Below are 18,544 nucleotides of genomic sequence, written 5' to 3' on the forward strand. Positions count from 1 at the left end.
TATGGCGCGGATTCAGCAGCTGTCGCGGCGGCACAGCGTGGCGGGCAGGATGCCTTCCGGCAGCCAGGGCTGCTCGTTCAGCCGCGCCAGCAGCGCCTGGCCGGCCTGAATACCGATATCGCGATGCGGAATGGTCATGGTGGTCAGCGGCGGTTGGCACACCCGGCTGAACTCGCTGTTGCCGAACCCCACCACCGCCAGATTGTCCGGCACCTTGATGCGCCGCCGCTGGCATTCATACAGCGCGCCGCCGGCCAGTTCGTCCGAGGCGCACACCAGCGCGTCCAGCTCCGGCCAGGCGAGCAAGAATTCCGGCAGCTGCTGCGCGCCGGTGCTGAAGCTGGCGGTCTGCGCGGCGTTGATGACCCGATGCGGCGACATATGGTTGCGCAGCAGCGCTTTGTGCCAGCCCTGCAGGTGCTGCTGGAAAATCCACTGTTCCTGGTTGGCGCACAGCAGCCCGATATTCTGGTAGCCGCTGGCGATCACCGTTTGCGTCAGCTGATACATCGCCGCCACGTAATCGATGCCGATGCTCATGTCGATCGGATCGGCGCGCACGGCACCGATCTCCACCACCGGAATGTTGGCGGCGATGAGCGCGTTGCGGGCATTTTGCGAATGCTCGACGCTGAGCAGCACCGCTGCCGCCAGGTTGTAAGAAAGCAGGGTCTCCAGCAGTTTTTCTTCGCGTTCGAGGTGATGCTGCGATTCCGCCAGCATGATGTGATAACCGGCCGGCTGCAGCACTTTCTGCAGGCCGGCGAACATCTCGGCGCAGCCGGATTCGGACAGGCTGGGCACCACCATGGCGATGGTGTAAGAGGACGCTGACGCCAGCGAGCTGGCGGCCAGATTGGGCAGGTAGCCCAGTTCGTTTACCGCCGCGTCGATCTTCTCGCGCAGTTTGTCTGAAACCTGCTCCGGCGTGCGCAGCGCGCGCGACACCGTCATGGTGCCGACGCCCGCCAGCTGCGCTACGTCAGCCAACGTCACCCTGCCTGTGCTGCGTCGTTTTTTACCGATCGACATGCCTAATCCCGACTGAAATGCGCGAGCGGCGCATAAAAATGGTGAGGGTGGGAAGCCGACGGCGCGGCTTCGACGATCCCCGTATGCGGCACATTCTACCCCGTTACCCGAAAGAGCGAGAAAAAATTGTGGTTAACGCCATGCCGCAGCGCGGTGTTTTGATAGCGCTATCACAGATCTGCATGATAGCGCTTTGGTAGCGCTATCTTTGTGATATCCATCACTGTGTCGCCGAGAGGGGTTGATTAAAGTTTTACCGTCGTCGGTGAATTAATCACCGGCCGAAACCATCAACGTTTGGGAGGGTAATGTGCTGAAAGAGTGGCTGACCGCCGATCATATACAGCTGTGCGAACGGGTGGAGGACTGGCGCCAGGCGGTCACGCTGAGCGCGCAGCCGCTGCTGCAAGGCGGCGTGATTACGCCGAATTACCTGACGGCTATCTTTCATCAGCAGGAGAAGCTCGGCCCTTACTTCGTCCTGGCGCCGGGCATCGCCATGCCGCACGCCAGGCCGGAGGAGGGCGCCAACGCGCTGGGGCTGTCGCTGTTGAAGATCCATCAGGGCGTGAATTTCCATTCCGCGGATAACGATCCGGTTCAGGTGGTGGTGATGCTTTCGGCGCCCGACGGCAACAGCCACATTGAAATGATTTCGCAGTTGGCGGAATTATTTTCCGATAACTCGGCGATGGAGGCGTTATTTCACGCCACAGATAAACGGCAAATTGAGGATATTATCGCCCGCTATTAACGTTTAATCACCAGGAACACGATTAATGCTAACAACGCCGGGAATATGACCGGCGGCGCTACCCTACACGCTAAATTCAACAGGTGGATATTATGAAAATCATGGCGATTTGCGGTTCCGGTCTCGGCAGCAGTTTTATGGTGGAAATGAACATTAAAAAGGTGCTGAAAAAGATGGGCGTGGAGGCCGAGGTCGAACACTCCGATCTGTCGTCCGCCACCCCCGGCGCCGCCGACGTGTTCGTGATGGCGAAAGACATCGCCGACAGCGCCAGCGTACCGGCCGAGCAGCTGGTGGTGATCAGCAACATCATCGACATTAATGAGCTGGAAGCCAAGCTGCGCGCTTACTTCGAAGCCCACTCAATCATCTAAATAAAACGATTGGCGAGGTGGATATGTTTATCCAGGAAACGCTTAAGTTTGTGGTGGATATATTAAAGGTGCCTTCGGTGCTGGTCGGGCTTATTGCGCTGATCGGTTTGCTGGCGCAAAAGAAATCGTTTTCCGACGTGGTGAAAGGCACGGTAAAAACTATTCTCGGCTTTATCGTTTTGGGCGGCGGTGCCACGGTATTGGTCGGATCGCTCAATCCGCTGGGCGGCATGTTCGAACATGCGTTCAATATTCAGGGCATCATTCCGAACAATGAAGCGATCGTCTCCATCGCGCTGGAGAAATACGGCGCCTCCACCGCGTTGATCATGGCGTTCGGCATGGTGGCGAACATCGTGGTGGCACGGTTCACCCGGCTGAAATACATCTTCCTGACCGGCCACCACACCTTCTACATGGCCTGCATGATCGGCATCATCCTGACGGTGGCGGGCTTCGAGGGCGTGCAGTTGGTGTTTACCGGTGCGCTGACCCTGGGGCTGGTGATGGCGTTCTTCCCGGCGATCGCCCAGCGCTATATGCGCCGCATTACCGGCAACGACGATATCGCTTTCGGCCACTTCGGCACCCTGGGCTATGTGTTGTCCGGCTGGATCGGCTCGAAGGTGGGCAAAAACTCGCGCTCGACCGAGGAGATGAACCTGCCGAAAAACCTCAGTTTCTTGCGTGACAGTTCCATTTCGATCTCGATGACCATGATTGTCATCTACCTGATCCTGGCGATCTGCGCCGGGCGGGCCTATGTGGAAAGCGAGCTCAGCGGCGGCCAGAACTACCTGGTGTATTCGATTATCCAGGCCATCACCTTCGCCGCCGGGGTATTCATCATTCTGCAAGGCGTGCGCTTGATTCTGGCGGAAATCGTGCCGGCGTTCACCGGCTTCTCGGAAAAACTGGTGCCTAACGCGCGGCCGGCGCTGGATTGCCCGGTGGTCTATCCCTATGCCCCCAACGCGGTGCTGATCGGCTTCCTGTTCAGCTTCCTCGGCGGATTGGCCGGGCTGTTCCTGCTGGGACAGCTGAAGATGGTGCTGATCCTGCCTGGCGTGGTGCCGCACTTCTTCACCGGCGCTACCGCCGGGGTGTTCGGCAACGCCACCGGCGGGCGGCGCGGCGCAATGCTGGGCGCCTTCGCCAACGGGCTGCTGATCACCTTCCTGCCGGTATTGCTGCTGCCGGTGCTGGGGGCGCTGGGCTTTGCCAACACCACCTTCTCCGACGCCGACTTCGGCGTGATCGGCATCCTGCTGGGCAACATGGCGCGCTTTATGTCGAAGGAGATGATCATGCTGGCGATCGTCGCCGTGTTCGCGCTGCTGGTGGCGCATAACTTCCTGGGAAAACGCAAAGGCGCACCGGCCGCTGACCGCGTCGAGAAATAACGAGGGCAGACTGATGAACGACACAACGAGTGAAACGGAAATTGAAGAGCTGCAGACCCTGGCGCGCGCGATCCGCCTGGAAACATTGAAGGCGTTGACCGGGCTGGGCTTCGGCCACTACGGCGGCTGCATGTCGGTGGTGGAGACGCTGGCGGTGCTGTACGGCAGCGTGATGCGTATCGATCCGGCGGATCCGGACTGGCCGGAGCGCGATGACTTCGTGCTGTCGAAGGGGCACGCCGGCCCGGCGCTGTACAGCACGCTGGCGATCAAGGGCTACTTCCCGCTGGCGGAGCTGAAGACCCTCAACCAGAACGGCACGCGTCTGCCTAGCCACCCGGACCGATTGCGCACGCGCGGCGTGGACGCCACCACCGGTTCACTGGGGCAGGGCGTGTCGATCGCCGCCGGCATGGCATTATCCCATCGGCTGGCGGGGCGTCGTAACCGGGTGTTCAGCATCCTCGGCGACGGTGAGCTGAACGAAGGGCAGTGCTGGGAGGCGTTCCAGTTTATCGCCCACCACAACCTGAACAACCTGACGCTGTTCATCGATTACAACAAGCAACAGCTAGACGGTGCGCTGGACGAGGTGATCCAACCGTTCGATCTGGCCGCCAAGTTCCGCGCTTTCGGCTTTGAGGTGCAGACCATCAAGGGCGACGACATCGCGGCGCTGCTGGCGGCGGTGGCGCCGGCGCGCGGCGGTGAACAGCGGCCGCTGGCGATCGTGCTCGACAGCATCAAGGGACAGGGGGTGACCTATCTGGAAAACCTGTCGAACTCACACCACCTGCGCCTGACGCCGGACGTGCAGCTGGAAATCGAAAAAGCCATCGCCGAACTGGAGGCCGCCCATGTTTAACGTAGTGACCCAGTTGGAAAACGACGCCGTCGAAATGCGCAAAGTCTATGCCGGCGCGGTGCGTCGGCAGATAGAAGCGGGCGCACCGATCATCGCGCTGGAGGCCGATTTGATGAGCTCGATGGCGATGGACGGCGTGCACAAGGATCACCCGCAGCACGTGATCAATTGCGGCATCATGGAGGCCAACGTGATCGGCGTCGCCGCCGGGCTGTCGCTCACCGGCCGGGTGCCGTTCGTGCATACCTTTACCGCTTTCGCCAGCCGCCGCTGTTTCGATCAGCTGTTCATGTCGCTGGATTATCAGCGCAACAACGTCAAGGTGATCGCCTCCGACGCCGGGGTGAGCGCCTGCCACAACGGCGGCACCCACATGTCGTTCGAGGACATGGGCATCGTGCGCGGGCTGGCGCACTCGGTGGTGCTGGAAGTGACCGACGCTACCATGTTCGCCGACATTCTGCGCCAGCTGATGGATCTACGCGGCTTCTACTGGGTGCGCACCATCCGCAAGCAGGCGACGCGCATTTACCAGGAAGGCTCGCGCTTTACCATCGGCAAGGGCAACCTGCTGCGCGACGGCGACGACATTACGCTGATTGCCAATGGCATCATGGTGGCGGAGGCGCTGAAGGCGGCGCAGATGCTGGCGCAGCAGGGCGTCAGCGCGGCAGTGATCGATATGTTCACCCTCAAGCCTATCGACCGTGAACTGATCAAAACCTACGCGGCCAAGACCGGACGCATCGTCACCTGTGAAAACCACAGCATTCATAACGGGTTGGGATCCGCAGTGGCGGAGGTGCTGGCAGAGGAATGCCCGACGCCGATGCGGCGCGTGGGGGTGAAGGAGCGTTACGGCCAGGTGGGCACCCAGGCGTTTTTACAGCAGGAGTATGGCCTGACCGCCGAGCATATTCTGGAGGCTGCCGGGCAGTTGCTGGCGCGTTAGGGAACGCAAAAGAAAAGCGCCGGTCAATGACCGGCGCTTTTTTATCGCTCAACCTGAAGAATATCAGGCCTTGGCGGCGGCAGCGTCAGCCTGGGAAGACTGGATCGCCGTCAGCGCAACGGTGTAGACGATATCGTCAACCAGTGCGCCGCGCGACAGGTCGTTCACCGGCTTACGCATGCCTTGCAGCATAGGGCCGATGGAAACCAGGTCAGCGGAGCGCTGTACCGCTTTGTAGGTGGTGTTGCCGGTGTTCAAATCCGGGAAGATGAACACGGTCGCCTGGCCGGCTACCGGTGAGTTCGGCGCCTTGGACTTGGCAACGTCGGCCATGATGGCGGCGTCGTACTGCAGCGGGCCGTCGATGATCAGATCCGGGCGTTTTTCCTGCGCCAGACGGGTCGCTTCGCGCACTTTCTCGACGTCGCTGCCCGCACCGGAGTTACCGGTGGAGTAGGAGATCATCGCTACGCGCGGCTCGATGCCGAAGGCCGCGGCGGAATCCGCAGACTGGATGGCGATTTCAGACAGCTGCTCGGCGGTCGGATCCGGGTTGATCGCGCAGTCGCCGTAGACCAGTACCTGGTCAGGCAACAGCATGAAGAATACGGAGGACACCAGCGAGCTGCCCGGTGCGGTTTTGATCAGCTGCAACGGCGGACGGATGGTGTTGGCGGTGGTGTGAACCGCGCCGGAGACCAGACCGTCGACTTCGCCTTGTTCCAACATCAGGGTGCCGAGCACCACGTTGTCTTCCAGCTGCTCGCGCGCGACCACTTCGGTCATGCCCTTGCTCTTGCGCAGCTCAACCAGACGCGGCACGTAGTTTTCACGTACGGCGACCGGATCGACGATTTCGATGCCTTTGCCCAGCTCAACGCCCTGCGCTGCCGCTACGCGCTGGATCTCGTCCGGGTTGCCGAGCAGCACGCATTCCGCGATGCCGCGTTCGGCGCAGATGGCCGCCGCTTTTACGGTACGCGGCTCGTCGCCTTCCGGCAGCACGATGCGCTTGCCGGCTTTACGCGCCAGCTCGGTCAGTTCGTAACGGAACGCCGGTGGAGACAGGCGGCGTGAACGCTCAGAGGTGGCGGTCAGCGAGTCGATCCACTCGGTGTTGATGTGGCTGGCCACGTAGTTCTGCACTTTCTCGATGCGCTGGTGGTCGTCCGCCGGCACTTCGAGGTTGAAGCTCTGCAGGCTCAGCGAGGTTTGCCAGGTGTTGGTGTCAACCATGAACACCGGCAGGCCGGTTTGGAAGGCGCGTTCGCACAGCTTCTTGATCGGCTCGTCGATGGCGTAGCCGCCGGTCAGCAGGATGGCGCCGATTTCCACGCCGTTCATCGCCGCCAGGCAGGCGGAGACCAGCACGTCAGGACGGTCTGCGGAGGTCACCAGCAGAGAGCCTGGGCGGAAGTGTTCCAGCATGTGCGGGATGCTGCGCGCACAGAAGGTCACGGACTTCACGCGGCGGGTCATGATGTCGCCTTCGTTGACCACGCGGGCCTTCAGGTGGCGAGCCATGTCGATGGCGCGGGTGGCGATCAGATCGAAGCTCCACGGCACGCAGCCCAGAACCGGCAGCGGGCTGTTGGCGAACAGCTGCGCAGGATCGACGTGGGCGATGCTGGCTTTGGTGGAGTCGTCGAAGATTTCGGACAGGTCAGGACGGGTACGGCCCTGATCGTCGACCGGTGCGTTCAGCTTGTTGATGATAACGCCGGTGATGTTTTTGTTCTTGCTGCCGCCGAAGCTGGTGCGCGCCAGTTCGATGCGCTCTTTCAGCTGCGCCGGGGAGTCGTTGCCCAGCGCCAGCACGAAGACGATCTCGGCGTTCAGGGTTTTGGCGATCTCGTAGTTCAGCGCGTTGGCGAACTGGTGTTTGCGAGTCGGCACCAGGCCTTCGATCAGCACCACTTCCGCGTCTTTGGTGTTCTCGTGGTAACGCGCCACGATCTCTTCCATCAGCACGTCTTGCTGGTTGGAGCTCAGCAGGCCCTCAACGTAGTCCATGCGCAGCGGTTCGGCCGCCGTAATGGTGGAGTTGCTGCTGCGGATGATGGTGGTGGTCTGGTCGAGCGCATTGTCGCCGGTGCGCGGTTGAGCGATAGGCTTGAACACGCTCAGACGAACGCCTTTTTGCTCCATGGAGCGGATGACACCCAGGCTGACGCTGGTCAGGCCGACGCTGGTGCCGGTGGGGATCAACATAATAGTACGTGACACAGAATAGTCCTCTTCACGATTAACATGAGGCTAAAACAACACCGTCAGCCTGGGCTGACGGTGTTTTGAGAGCATTACGCGGTCAGGCGGGATGCGTCCTGCGCGATGACCAACTCTTCGTTGGTCGGGATCACCAGCGCCAGGCGGCTGCCGTCTTTGGTGATGGCGCCGGATTTGCCGAAGCGAGCGGCCATGTTGCGGTCGTGGTCGATTTCGAAGCCCAGCAGGCCCAGTTTGTTCAGGGTCAGCTCACGCACCATGCCGGCGTTCTCGCCGATGCCGCCGGTGAAGATCACCGCGTCCAGACGGCCTTCCATCAGCGCGCTGTAGGCGCCGACGTATTTGGCCAGACGGTGGCAGAACACGTCCATGGCGCGTTTGGCGTCGGCTTTGCTGTCGTAGTTGTCTTCAACGTAACGGCAGTCGCTGGTGACTTCGGTCAGGCCCAGCAGGCCGGATTCTTTGGTCAGCATCTTGTTGATCTGGTCAACGCTCATGCCCAGAGAATCGTGCAGGTGGAAGATGATAGCCGGATCGATGTCACCGCTGCGGGTGCCCATCACCAGGCCTTCCAGCGGGGTCAGACCCATGGAGGTGTCAACGCACTGGCCGTTGCGCACTGCGGTTACGGAGCCGCCGTTGCCCAGGTGGCAAGTGATCACGTTCACTTCTTCTACCGGCTTGTTCAGCATCTTCGCGGCTTCTTGAGTCACGTAGAAGTGGCTGGTGCCGTGCGCGCCGTAGCGGCGAACGCCGTGGTCGCGGTACAGGCTGTACGGCAGGGCGTACAGGTAAGATTCTTCCGGCATGGTCTGGTGGAACGCGGTGTCGAACACGGCAACGTTCTTGTCGGCCAGGTTAGGGAAGGATTTCAGCGCTTCCGCGATGCCGATCAGGTGAGCTGGGTTGTGCAGTGGTGCAAACGGCACGGAATCTTTGATACCCTGCAGAACTTCGTCGTTGATCACGGCAGAAGCGGTGAACTTCTCGCCGCCGTGCACGATGCGGTGGCCGATAGCGGTCAGCTGCGCGGAAAGCTCTGGTTTTTGTGCCAGAATAGTATTAACAATGAAGTTCAGCGCTTCGCTGTGTGCAGCGCCGGCCCCCAGGGCAGCTTCGTGTTTGGCGCCGTCCATTTTCCACTTGATGCGAGCTTCAGGCAGGTGGAAACACTCGGCCAAACCGGAGAGGAATTCGTCGCCGTTAACGGCATCGATGATGGCGAATTTCAGAGAAGAACTGCCGCAGTTAAGAACCAGTACTAGCTTACTCGACATGGAAGTACCTACTTAAATAGTCGTGTTGTTAAAAGAAAATCGAACACACGTGGTGAATTAATCGTCAATCAGACAACAAGCGTAGCGCATAGTGCCGATGACATTTATGATTAACATCATGTGAAGTGCACAAATCACAGGATGATGGAAAAACCGATGATTTCTCTGCGGTTTAAATAATCTTGATTTTTATAGGGCTAAAAGTTGACAAAATTTACGTCATCTTCTACCGGCCACAAGGCCGGCTTAGGATACCGATAGCCCGGTGCAAACACAAAATAAATTTAAAGCTTCAAATTTTTTAGTATGGTCTCTGGCAGCACGCTTTTAGTTTCTTTACGTGACGTTGAGGTACGCAATGACGAGCAAACCGTCCGGTTCCGTAAGCTGGTTTCAGGTCTTCCAGCGCGGGCAGCATTATATGAAAACCTGGCCGTCAGACAAACGTCTGGCACCGGTCTTTCCGGAGAATCGCGTTGCGCGTGCCACCCGTTTCGCTATCCGTTTCATGCCGCCGTTGGCGATTTTCACGCTGACCTGGCAGATCGCGCTGGGCGGCCAGCTGGGCCCGGCGATCGCCACCGCGCTGTTCGCCTGCAGCCTGCCGATGCAGGGCTTGTGGTGGCTGGGGCGCCGTTCGGTCACGCCGCTGCCGCCGACGCTGCTGCAATGGTTCCATGAGGTGCGCAACAAGCTGACGGAAGCCGGGCAGGCGGTGGCGCCGCTCGAAGGCACGCCGACCTATCAGACGTTGGCCGATCTGCTCAAGCGCGCCTTCAAGCAGCTGGACAAAACCTTCCTCGACGATCTGTAAATGAAAAAAGGCCGCGCTGATGCGGCCTTTCTCGTCAAAGCGGCAATAACCCCGGTTTAAATCAAAGAACGGTCGAGTTGTGATTTCCTGCGTTCTTGCGCTGTGCGATGCTCCCGCCATCACACAGAAATGAGGAAATCCTGATGGAAATGACCAACGCCCAGCGGCTGATCCTGTCGAACCAGTACAAGATGATGACCCTGCTCGATCCGGACAACGGCGACCGTTATCGCCGGTTGCAAACCATCGTCGAACGCGGCTTCGGTTTGCAAATGCGCGAACTGGATCGCGACTTCGGCGAACTGAGCGAAGAGGTGTGCCGCACCATCATCAACGTGATGGAGATGCACCATGCGCTGCAGGTTTCCTGGGGCAACCAGAAAGAGAAGCAGGATCTGGACGAGCGCCGCCTGGCGTTTCTCGGCTTCGACGCCGCTACCGAGGCGCGCTACCTGAGCTACGTGCGTTTCCTGGTCAGCACCGAGGGGCGTTATACTCACTTCGATTCCGGTAGCCACGGTTTTAACGCCCAGACCAAAATGTGGGAAAAGTACCAGCGTATGCTGGCGATCTGGCTGGCCTGTCCGCGCCAGTATCACTTGAGCGCCGTTGAGATAGCGCAAATCATCAATGCTTGATTAAGAAGAGGTTTTCTGTGGAGTGTAAGGGTTTTCTGTTCGATCTTGATGGCACCCTGGTGGATTCTCTGCCGGCGGTAGAGCGCGCCTGGACGCACTGGGCCGAGCGCCGCGGCGTCGATCCGCAAGCGGTGCTGGACTTCATTCACGGTAAACAGGCCATTACTTCTCTGCGCCACTTTATGCCGGACGAAAGCGAAGCGGAAATTCAGCGCGAGTTCCAACTGCTGGAGCAGGTGGAAGCGCAGGATACCGACGGCGTTCGCGCGCTGCCGGGCGCCATCGCGCTGCTGGAGCGCCTGAACGCGCTCGGCATCCCTTGGGCGATCGTCACCTCCGGTTCGGTGCCGGTGGCCGGCGCTCGCCGCCAGGCCGGCGGTTTGCCGCAGCCGGCGGTGTTCATCACCGCCGAGCAGGTTAAACACGGTAAGCCACAGCCCGATGCCTACCTGCTGGGCGCCGAGCGCCTGGGGCTGGCGCCGCACGAGTGCGTGGTGGTTGAAGACGCGCCGGCCGGCATTCTTTCGGGTCTGGCTGCGGGCTGTCAGGTGATTGCGGTCAACGCCCCGGCCGATGCGCCGAAGCTGGAGCAGGTCGACCTACGGCTGGATTCGCTGGTGCAGATCGCCGTCGATAAAACGGCGCAGGGCGCGATCGTTCGCCGGCTGGCCTGAGTGGCATTATCTTCACCCTAATTGATTAGACCCCGCTTCGGCGGGGTTTTTTTATGCTATTTTTTAGACCCTTGGACATTTGCCGGATGAGGCCGTTTTGAACAGCGAATTACTGTGGGTGCTGAGTTTACTGCTGATTGCCATCGTGCTGTTTACCACCAACAAGCTGCGGATGGACGTGGTGGCGCTGTTGGTGATTATCGCCTTCGTGCTGAGCGGCACGCTCAGCCTGCAGGAAGCGACGGTCGGTTTCAGCGATCCCAACGTGATTTTGATCGCCGCGCTGTTCGTGATCGGCGAAGGGCTGGTGCGCACCGGCGTGGCTTATCAGGTGGGCGACTGGCTGGTGAAAGTGGCCGGCAGCAGCGAAACCAAAATGTTGATGCTGCTGATGGTGACGGTCGCCGGGCTGGGCGCGTTCATGAGCTCGACCGGCGTGGTGGCGATCTTTATCCCGGTGGTGCTCAGCGTGACGGCCAGAATGAAGATCGCGCCGGGGCGGCTGATGATGCCGCTCAGCTTCGCCGGGCTGATCAGCGGCATGATGACGCTGGTGGCCACGCCGCCCAACATGGTGGTCAACAGCGAACTGGTGCGGGAAGGCATCCATGGTTTCGGTTTCTTCAGCGTGACGCCCATTGGCCTGGTGGTGCTGGCGCTGGGCGTCGGCTACATGCTGATCGCCCGGCGTTGGCTGGGCAGCGGTGACACCGGCAAAGCCGGCGATGACTGGCAGCGTCGCACCTTCCGCGACCTGATCCGTGATTACAAGCTGACCGGCCGCGCGCGGCGGCTGGCTGTCCGCAGCGCTTCGCCGCTGATCGGACGTTCGCTGGATGAACTGCACCTGCGTGCGCGCTATGGTGCCAACGTGGTGGGCATCGAGCGCTGGAAACGCTTCCGGCGGGTGATGGTCAGCGCCTCCGGCAGCACCGAGCTGCGCGAGGGCGACGTCCTCTTGATCGACATGTCGGACAGCCAGGTCGATCTGCGCGAATTCTGCGGCGAGCAGCGGCTGGAGCCGATGGTGCTGCGCGGCGATTACTTCTCTGAACAGTCGCGCAACGTCGGCATGGCCGAAGTGTCGCTGATCCCGGACTCGGCGCTGCTGGGCAAAAGCCTGCGTGAAGCAGCGTTCCGCAGCCGCTACGATCTGAATGTGGTGGGCATCCGCCGCCACGGCGAGACCCTGAGCGGCAAGCTGGTGGACGAGCCGCTGGAGCTGGGCGACATTTTGCTGGTGATCGGCGACTGGAAGGCGATTCGTCAGCTGCAGGCCAAAACCCACGACTTTATCGTGCTCAACCTGCCGGCCGAAGTGGACGAAGTGGCGCCGGCCATCACCCAGGCGCCGCACGCGCTGTTTTGCCTGGCGTTGATGGTGGCGATGATGCTGACCGACGAAATCCCCAACCCGATCGCGGCGTTGATCGCCTGCCTGCTGATGGGCAAGTTCCGCTGTATCGACATGGAGAGCGCCTATAAATCGATCCATTGGCCGAGCATCATTTTGATCGTCGGCATGATGCCGTTCGCGCAGGCGCTGCAAAAGACCGGCGGCGTGGATCTGATCGTTCGCGGGCTGATGGACGTCGCCGGCGGCGCGGGGCCGCGCGTGATGCTGCTGTGCTTGTTCGTCTTGTGCGCCACCATTGGCCTGTTTATTTCCAATACCGCGACGGCGGTGCTGATGGCGCCGATCGCCATTGCCGCCGCGCGCGAAATGGGCGTCTCGCCATACCCGTTCGCGATGATTATCGCCATCGCCGCGTCCGCCGCCTTTATGACGCCGGTCTCTTCACCGGTCAACACGCTGGTGCTGGGGCCGGGCAATTACAAGTTCGGTGATTTCGTGCGGCTCGGCGTGCCGTTCACCCTGTTGGTGATGGCGGTCAGCGTGATTGTGGTGCCGTGGCTCTACGGCTTTTAACGGCGCAGCGAGGCTGCGCCGGTGGGGTTACAGAGAGCTGTCGAGGCTGATTTCGTCCAATGACAGGCTGAAACTGGGAATGAACACGTCCATAAAGTAGTCCATTTCCGGGCTGCGGCGCTGTTCCAGGGTTTTATCCAGCCGCGCCTTGGCCAGGGTGAATTCATTGTTGCCGGCAGAGAGTTCCTCCAGACATTTCAGGTAGGCGCACAGCGCGTCTGCCTGCTTCACTACCTGCTTTTCATCTTCGCTGTAGTAGTGCTCATCGAGAATGGTGCGGAAATCGTTGCGCAGCTCAGCGGGGATCATGTCCAGCAGCTTTTGCTGGGCGATCTTTTCGATCTTCTTGTATTCATGGGCGATCTGCGGATTGTAGTACTTGATCGGCGTCGGCATGTCGCCGGTGATCACTTCGCTGGCGTCGTGATACATCGCTAACAGCGCAACGCGGTCGGCATTGAGGTTGCCGTTGAATTTGCGGTTCTTGATCACCGCCAACGCGTGGGCGACGAAAGCCACCTGCAGACTGTGTTCGGAGACGTTCTCGGTACGCACGTTGCGCATCAGTGGCCAGCGGTTGATCAGTTTCAGGCGGGACAGATGGGCGAAGAAATGGCTCTGGCTCATGGTGCTCTCTTTAACGGCAAGTGAGGGCCCCATTGTGAAGCAGTGACGGCGAATTTTGCAACCGGGCAATAAGAGAAGGGCGCAGCAAGGCGCTGCGCCCCAGGCGATTACTGGTGGTAACCTTCAAGGAAGCGGCCCAGCTTGCCGACCGCCATTTCCAGTTCGTCTACGCGCGGCAGGGTGACGATGCGCACGTGATCCGGGTAAGGCCAGTTGAACGCCGAACCTTGCACCAGCAGCACTTTTTCCTGTAGCAACAGATCCAGCACCAGCTTCTGGTCGTCGTGGATGTTGAAGCGTTTGGCATCGATGCGCGGGAACATGTACAACGCGCCCTGCGGCTTCACGCAAGAGACGCCCGGGATGTCGTTGAGCAATTCCCAGGTGCGGTTGCGTTGTTCGTACAGGCGGCCGCCGGGCTGAATGAATTCGCTGATGCTCTGATAACCGCCCAGCGCGGTCTGAATGGCGTGCTGCATCGGCACGTTGGCGCACAGGCGCATCGAAGCCAGCATCTCCAGCCCTTCGATATAGCCTTTGGCGTGCTTCTTCGGCCCGTTCAGCACCATCCAGCCCTGGCGGAAGCCCGCCACGCGGTAGGTTTTCGACAGGCCGTTGAAGGTCACGGTCAGCAGATCTGGCGCCAGTGCGGCGATCGAGTAGTGTTCGGCGTCGTCGTACAGGATCTTGTCGTAGATCTCGTCGGCGAAGATGATCAGGTTGTGTTGACGGGCGATCTCGACGATCTGTTCCAACAGCGCTTTGCTGTAAACCGCGCCGGTCGGGTTGTTTGGGTTGATGATCACGATACCGCGGGTGCGCGGGGTGATCTTGCTGATGATATCGTCCAGATCCGGGAACCAGCCGGCCTGCTCATCGCACAGGTAGTGCACGGCCTTGCCGCCGGACAGCGATACCGCAGCGGTCCACAGCGGGTAGTCCGGCGCCGGTACCAGCATTTCGTCGCCGCTGTTGAGCAGCGCCTGCATGGATTGGACGATCAGCTCAGAGACGCCATTGCCAATGTAGATATCCTCAACGGTCACGTCACGCATGTTGCGCGCCTGATAGTGCTGCATGATCGCTTTACGCGCCGAGAAGAGGCCCTTGGAGTCGGAGTAGCCTTGCGCCGTGGGCAGATTGCGGATCACGTCGACCAGGATTTCGTCCGGGGCGTCGAAACCGAACGGGGCAGGGTTGCCGATGTTCAGTTTCAGGACTTTGTTGCCTTCTTCTTCAAGACGTTTAGCTTCTTTAAGCACCGGGCCGCGAATGTCATAGCAGACGTTGTCCAGTTTGCTGGATTTCTCAATGGGGGACATAAAAAGTTGAGCCTTTTGCTGGGATAGGGGCGCTCCTACCGTGGGACGCCGCAACCCGCCCAATGTACTCCTGGCGTAGTTGCTTTTGAAGGGTTTTGCACGCCTTTGGTGCAAATGCATGTCGTAACGGGGGATTTTAGTTATGATAAGCAAAGGTAAAGTTATTTTGTGGTTCATAATTTCATGAACTATAATTTTACTAGGGTTTTGTTCTGTTAAATCAAGCGTCGATAAACGAGACGTGCCGGCGATCGCGGCCGGCAGCAGTGAACTGATAAGCCGAAAGGGAGAATAGGCTTCAATAAACTGTAAAGGAACGATAATACCGGAGTAGTCTGATAGCGGGGTGTCGGTTCGCGCACCACACTAAGGAAAATGACATATTTACATTAGCTTTACTTTATATTTTACCTTAAGCATTGTTTATGTGGTTATAAGATTATTATTTAAAGCAAAAATCTTAATGATTGAATTTATTAAATTCATTGAGTAGTAACATGAAGTCGGTACCGTTAATTATTTATCTTTTTTGCTCTGGAATGCAGTCTGAAGGCTGGTTGATAAGGGTTCTCAGTAGCACGAATGGAGTGGAAATTAGGCAGTATGAATGAGTAAAATCTCAGGTTCGGTGGGGGTTTTCCCTTTTCACCGGTATTCAGTCCCCCGCGTTCTATAAGCACCATCGATAGATCGCATTTTAAAAAGCGATAGAGGTAACGAATCATAAGTAATTTTTTTGCCCTCCACTTATGAGTGGGGTACTGTCATAACAGGCGCCGTCCTTTTCAACGGCGTCTGAGAAACACACCAGGGTAGTAGTTCGTAAATTAGAATTTAAAAAAGTGAAGAATACACTATGACAACTGCAAATCGTCCGATACTTAATCTCGACCTCGATCTGCTAAGAACCTTTGTTGCGGTTGCTGATTTGAATACCTTCGCCGCGGCGGCTGTTGCCGTTTGCCGTACTCAATCAGCCGTCAGTCAACAAATGCAGCGATTAGAGCAACTGGTCGGCAAAGAACTGTTTGCCCGCCATGGGCGCAACAAACTCCTGACTGAGCATGGTATTCAGCTTCTCGGTTATGCCAGGAAGATCCTGCGCTTTAACGACGAAGCCTGTACCTCGCTGATGTACAACAATATAAAAGGTGTTCTGACCATCGGTGCTTCCGACGACACCGCCGATACCATTCTGCCTTTCCTGTTGAACCGCGTGACCGCCATCTATCCGAAGCTGGCCATTGACGTGCGCGTAAAGCGCAGTACGACGATGGTCGATCTGCTGGAAGAGGGCGAGATCGATCTGGCGGTGACCACGGCCGATCCTGCCGGGCACCCGCACATCGTGCTGCGCACGTCGCCGACGCTGTGGTATTGCGCCGCCGATTATCACTATCAGGCCGGCGAACCGATCCCGCTGGTGGTAATGGATGAGCCAAGCCCGTTCCGCGCGCTGGCGATTAAACAGTTGGACGAAGCCGGTATTCCGTGGCGTATCGCCTACGTCGCCTCCACGCTGTCCGCGGTGCGGGCGGCCTGTAAAGCCGGCCTGGGCGTGACCGCACGGCCGATCGAGATGATGAGCCCCGATCTGCGGGTGCTGGGCGCGGTGGAAGGTTTGCCGCCGCTGCCGGATACCCAGTATGCGCTGTGCAAAAACGCGCAGTGCAGCAACGAGCTGGCGATGGCCATCTTCAGCGCGATGCAGGGCGGCAATGACGGCTATGGCTTCAACGGTGCGGAAGGCGGTCTCCAGAGCGATCAGGATGACGCCAGCCTGGTGGACGAAGAAGAATAACGTCGCGGCGCGATATCTGATGAAAAACCTCTGCTTCGGCGGAGGTTTTTTTTGCCCTTTTTTTACCTAAAAATTTATTTATATGTATTTGGCTTGTATTTTCAATTGAGTTGGCCGTTTTGTTAACTTTTAAGCGTTAATGAAAAGAGAGTTTGGCCGGGTTTAATACGCTAAGTTCGTTTTTTGAGCAATAAGATTGAATGGGTTAAAGGCATGGTAATAGCAGGGGTATTTTGTTAGCTTATAGCGGCCGTTTTTGCGGCTCAATTTGAGGAAAATTGTTAAAGGGCCACACTTTTTTTGAGGATTTATGCTGAAAACGTGTCCTGGATCAAAAAAATACCCCTAGGTAGTGAGTGGAAGAACAGGGAATTCCTGAGACAATGGTATAGTAAAACTGAAATGTGCATGTTGGTTTATATCTATCTGTTTCTACACAAAAATTAACTGACACGATTTAGCCTGTCCCTGGCGCATCAAATGTTAATCAAATGATACGTATGTAAACTAGTGTGTAGATACTTTTGTCAAAGTTGACAAAAGGTTATAGAAAGGAGTAAAAAGCCCACAGAAAAACGCTGCCTAACTCGCTGTAAAAGCAGTTTGTTTGTGTGGTTATTTATCCTTCCCTTAAATCGATGTGGCGCACTAACTGCCGGTGACAAGAGCAGTGCGATCGACGCCACTTTTGATGAGTAAGCATAGAGTATGTCAACAACCACTGAAGTTATCGCTCATCACTGGGCGCTCGCCGTATTTCTCGTTGTGGCTATCGGGCTCTGCGGCTTAATGCTGCTGGGCGCGTTCTTCTTGGGCGGGAGAGCCCGGGCGCGCGCCAAACACACCCCGTTTGAATCAGGCATCGACTCGGTCGGCACGGCGCGCATGCGCTTGTCCGCCAAGTTCTACCTGGTGGCCATGTTCTTCGTTATTTTCGACGTTGAAGCCTTATACCTGTATGCCTGGTCGGTCTCGGTTCGCGAGAGCGGTTGGGTAGGCTTTATCGAAGCCGCCATTTTCATTTTGGTGCTATTGGCCGGTCTGGTTTATCTGGTGCGCATCGGCGCGTTGGATTGGACTCCGGCGCGTTCCCAACGCCGCAGCAAACCGAGCACGATCACTAACACCAACAGTCATCCGCAGTAACAGCGAGGCATTAAGATGGACTATACGCTCACCCGCATAGACCCGAACGGTGAGAACGACCGTTATCCCCTGCAAAAACAGGAGATCGTCGCCGATCCCCTGGAACAACAGGTCCACCGCACGGTTTACATGGGTAAACTCGAACATGCGCTGCATGACATGGTGAACTGGGGGCGTAAAAACTCTATTTGGCCGTATAACTTCGGCCTTTCGTGCTGTTACGTGGAGATGGTGACGTCGTTTACCGCCGTTCACGACGTGGCGCGTTTCGGTGCGGAAGTGTTGCGCGCCTCCCCGCGTCAGGCTGACCTGATGGTGGTGGCCGGTACCTGTTTCACCAAGATGGCCCCGGTCATCCAGCGCCTGTACGAGCAGATGCTGGAACCGAAGTGGGTGATCTCGATGGGCGCCTGCGCCAACTCCGGTGGTATGTACGACATCTATTCCGTGGTACAGGGCGTGGACAAGTTCCTGCCGGTCGACGTGTACATTCCCGGCTGCCCACCGCGTCCGGAAGCCTACATGCAAGCGCTGATGCTGCTGCAGGAATCTATCGGCAAAGAACGTCGCCCGCTGTCGTGGGTTGTCGGCGATCAGGGCGTTTACCGCGCCAATATGCAGTCTGAAAGAGAGCGTAAACACGGCGAGCGCATCGCGGTGACCAACCTCCGGACGCCTGACGAGATTTAAGACGTTCATTTAACGTCCA

At 58.3% G+C, this 18,544-nt stretch carries 17 protein-coding genes; 12 read left to right on the forward strand and 5 right to left on the reverse strand.

The window, feature by feature from the left end; translation table 11 throughout:
- Positions 1 to 12: 12 nt before the first annotated feature.
- A complete protein-coding gene (locus ACJ8IL_RS13220; protein WP_202669901.1) occupies positions 13 to 1,032 on the reverse strand; it encodes a LacI family DNA-binding transcriptional regulator in 1,020 nt (339 codons plus the stop codon).
- Positions 1,033 to 1,342: 310 nt separating this feature from the next.
- Here ACJ8IL_RS13220 and ACJ8IL_RS13225 point away from each other — a divergent pair, with 310 nt between their 5' ends.
- The 5 genes from ACJ8IL_RS13225 (at position 1,343) to ACJ8IL_RS13245 (ending at position 5,380) form a co-directional block, all read left to right on the forward strand.
- Complete coding sequence (locus ACJ8IL_RS13225) at positions 1,343 to 1,786, forward strand: PTS sugar transporter subunit IIA (protein ID WP_025303677.1); 444 nt, start codon at positions 1,343 to 1,345, stop codon at positions 1,784 to 1,786.
- A 92-nt stretch (positions 1,787 to 1,878) separates the two neighbouring features.
- Entirely contained in the window at positions 1,879 to 2,160 is a 282-nt protein-coding gene (locus ACJ8IL_RS13230; protein ID WP_025303676.1) for a PTS sugar transporter subunit IIB, read from the forward strand.
- A 23-nt stretch (positions 2,161 to 2,183) separates the two neighbouring features.
- Complete coding sequence (locus ACJ8IL_RS13235) at positions 2,184 to 3,563, forward strand: PTS ascorbate transporter subunit IIC (protein WP_043140091.1); 1,380 nt, start codon at positions 2,184 to 2,186, stop codon at positions 3,561 to 3,563.
- A 13-nt stretch (positions 3,564 to 3,576) separates the two neighbouring features.
- A complete protein-coding gene (locus ACJ8IL_RS13240; protein WP_049207319.1) occupies positions 3,577 to 4,428 on the forward strand; it encodes a transketolase in 852 nt (283 codons plus the stop codon).
- A complete protein-coding gene (locus ACJ8IL_RS13245) occupies positions 4,421 to 5,380 on the forward strand; it encodes a transketolase family protein (RefSeq protein WP_049207313.1) in 960 nt (319 codons plus the stop codon). The genes ACJ8IL_RS13240 and ACJ8IL_RS13245 overlap by 8 nt, the downstream gene beginning before the upstream one ends.
- Positions 5,381 to 5,443: 63 nt before the next feature.
- Here ACJ8IL_RS13245 and pta read toward each other — a convergent pair whose 3' ends face one another.
- Together pta and ackA are read right to left on the reverse strand one after the other, a co-directional pair.
- Positions 5,444 to 7,606 (reverse strand): phosphate acetyltransferase, encoded by a 2,163-nt coding sequence (pta, locus tag ACJ8IL_RS13250; RefSeq protein ID WP_043140081.1) that lies wholly within the window; start codon positions 7,604 to 7,606, stop codon positions 5,444 to 5,446.
- Between the two features lie 74 nt (positions 7,607 to 7,680).
- Positions 7,681 to 8,883 (reverse strand): acetate kinase, encoded by a 1,203-nt coding sequence (gene ackA / locus ACJ8IL_RS13255; RefSeq protein ID WP_025303669.1) that lies wholly within the window; start codon positions 8,881 to 8,883, stop codon positions 7,681 to 7,683.
- Positions 8,884 to 9,241: 358 nt separating this feature from the next.
- On the opposite strand from ackA, the gene yfbV reads away from it, so the two are divergent.
- The 4 genes from yfbV to ACJ8IL_RS13275 all read left to right on the forward strand — a co-directional run bounded on the left by yfbV (position 9,242) and on the right by ACJ8IL_RS13275 (position 12,939).
- On the forward strand, positions 9,242 to 9,697 hold the full coding sequence (gene yfbV, locus ACJ8IL_RS13260) for a terminus macrodomain insulation protein YfbV (protein WP_004936061.1): 456 nt from the start codon (positions 9,242 to 9,244) through the stop codon (positions 9,695 to 9,697).
- Between the two features lie 143 nt (positions 9,698 to 9,840).
- Positions 9,841 to 10,335 carry a YfbU family protein gene (locus tag ACJ8IL_RS13265; RefSeq protein ID WP_442516590.1) on the forward strand — a complete coding sequence of 165 codons (495 nt, stop codon included), beginning with the start codon at positions 9,841 to 9,843 and terminating at the stop codon, positions 10,333 to 10,335.
- A gap of 17 nt (positions 10,336 to 10,352) precedes the next feature.
- Positions 10,353 to 11,009 carry a sugar phosphatase gene (locus ACJ8IL_RS13270; protein ID WP_060433715.1) on the forward strand — a complete coding sequence of 219 codons (657 nt, stop codon included), beginning with the start codon at positions 10,353 to 10,355 and terminating at the stop codon, positions 11,007 to 11,009.
- 79 nt (positions 11,010 to 11,088) lie between these two features.
- Positions 11,089 to 12,939, forward strand: coding sequence for an SLC13 family permease (locus tag ACJ8IL_RS13275; RefSeq protein ID WP_072008257.1), 1,851 nt, complete (start codon positions 11,089 to 11,091; stop codon positions 12,937 to 12,939).
- Between the two features lie 27 nt (positions 12,940 to 12,966).
- Here ACJ8IL_RS13275 and yfbR read toward each other — a convergent pair whose 3' ends face one another.
- Together yfbR and ACJ8IL_RS13285 are read right to left on the reverse strand one after the other, a co-directional pair.
- A complete protein-coding gene (gene yfbR / locus ACJ8IL_RS13280; protein WP_025303666.1) occupies positions 12,967 to 13,566 on the reverse strand; it encodes a 5'-deoxynucleotidase in 600 nt (199 codons plus the stop codon).
- A gap of 107 nt (positions 13,567 to 13,673) precedes the next feature.
- Positions 13,674 to 14,888, reverse strand: coding sequence for a pyridoxal phosphate-dependent aminotransferase (locus tag ACJ8IL_RS13285; RefSeq protein ID WP_442516591.1), 1,215 nt, complete (start codon positions 14,886 to 14,888; stop codon positions 13,674 to 13,676).
- A gap of 856 nt (positions 14,889 to 15,744) precedes the next feature.
- Here ACJ8IL_RS13285 and lrhA point away from each other — a divergent pair.
- The 3 genes from lrhA (at position 15,745) to ACJ8IL_RS13300 (ending at position 18,525) form a co-directional block, all read left to right on the forward strand.
- Positions 15,745 to 16,689, forward strand: coding sequence for a transcriptional regulator LrhA (lrhA, locus tag ACJ8IL_RS13290; RefSeq protein WP_025303664.1), 945 nt, complete (start codon positions 15,745 to 15,747; stop codon positions 16,687 to 16,689).
- A gap of 708 nt (positions 16,690 to 17,397) precedes the next feature.
- Positions 17,398 to 17,835, forward strand: coding sequence for an NADH-quinone oxidoreductase subunit NuoA (gene nuoA, locus ACJ8IL_RS13295; RefSeq protein ID WP_025303663.1), 438 nt, complete (start codon positions 17,398 to 17,400; stop codon positions 17,833 to 17,835).
- 15 nt (positions 17,836 to 17,850) lie between these two features.
- Positions 17,851 to 18,525, forward strand: coding sequence for a NuoB/complex I 20 kDa subunit family protein (locus ACJ8IL_RS13300; RefSeq protein WP_004936039.1), 675 nt, complete (start codon positions 17,851 to 17,853; stop codon positions 18,523 to 18,525).
- Positions 18,526 to 18,544: the final 19 nt, after the last annotated feature.

Origin of the sequence: Serratia sp. CY47444 (assembly GCF_052168635.1) — a bacterium.
GTDB lineage: Bacteria > Pseudomonadota > Gammaproteobacteria > Enterobacterales > Enterobacteriaceae > Serratia > Serratia bockelmannii.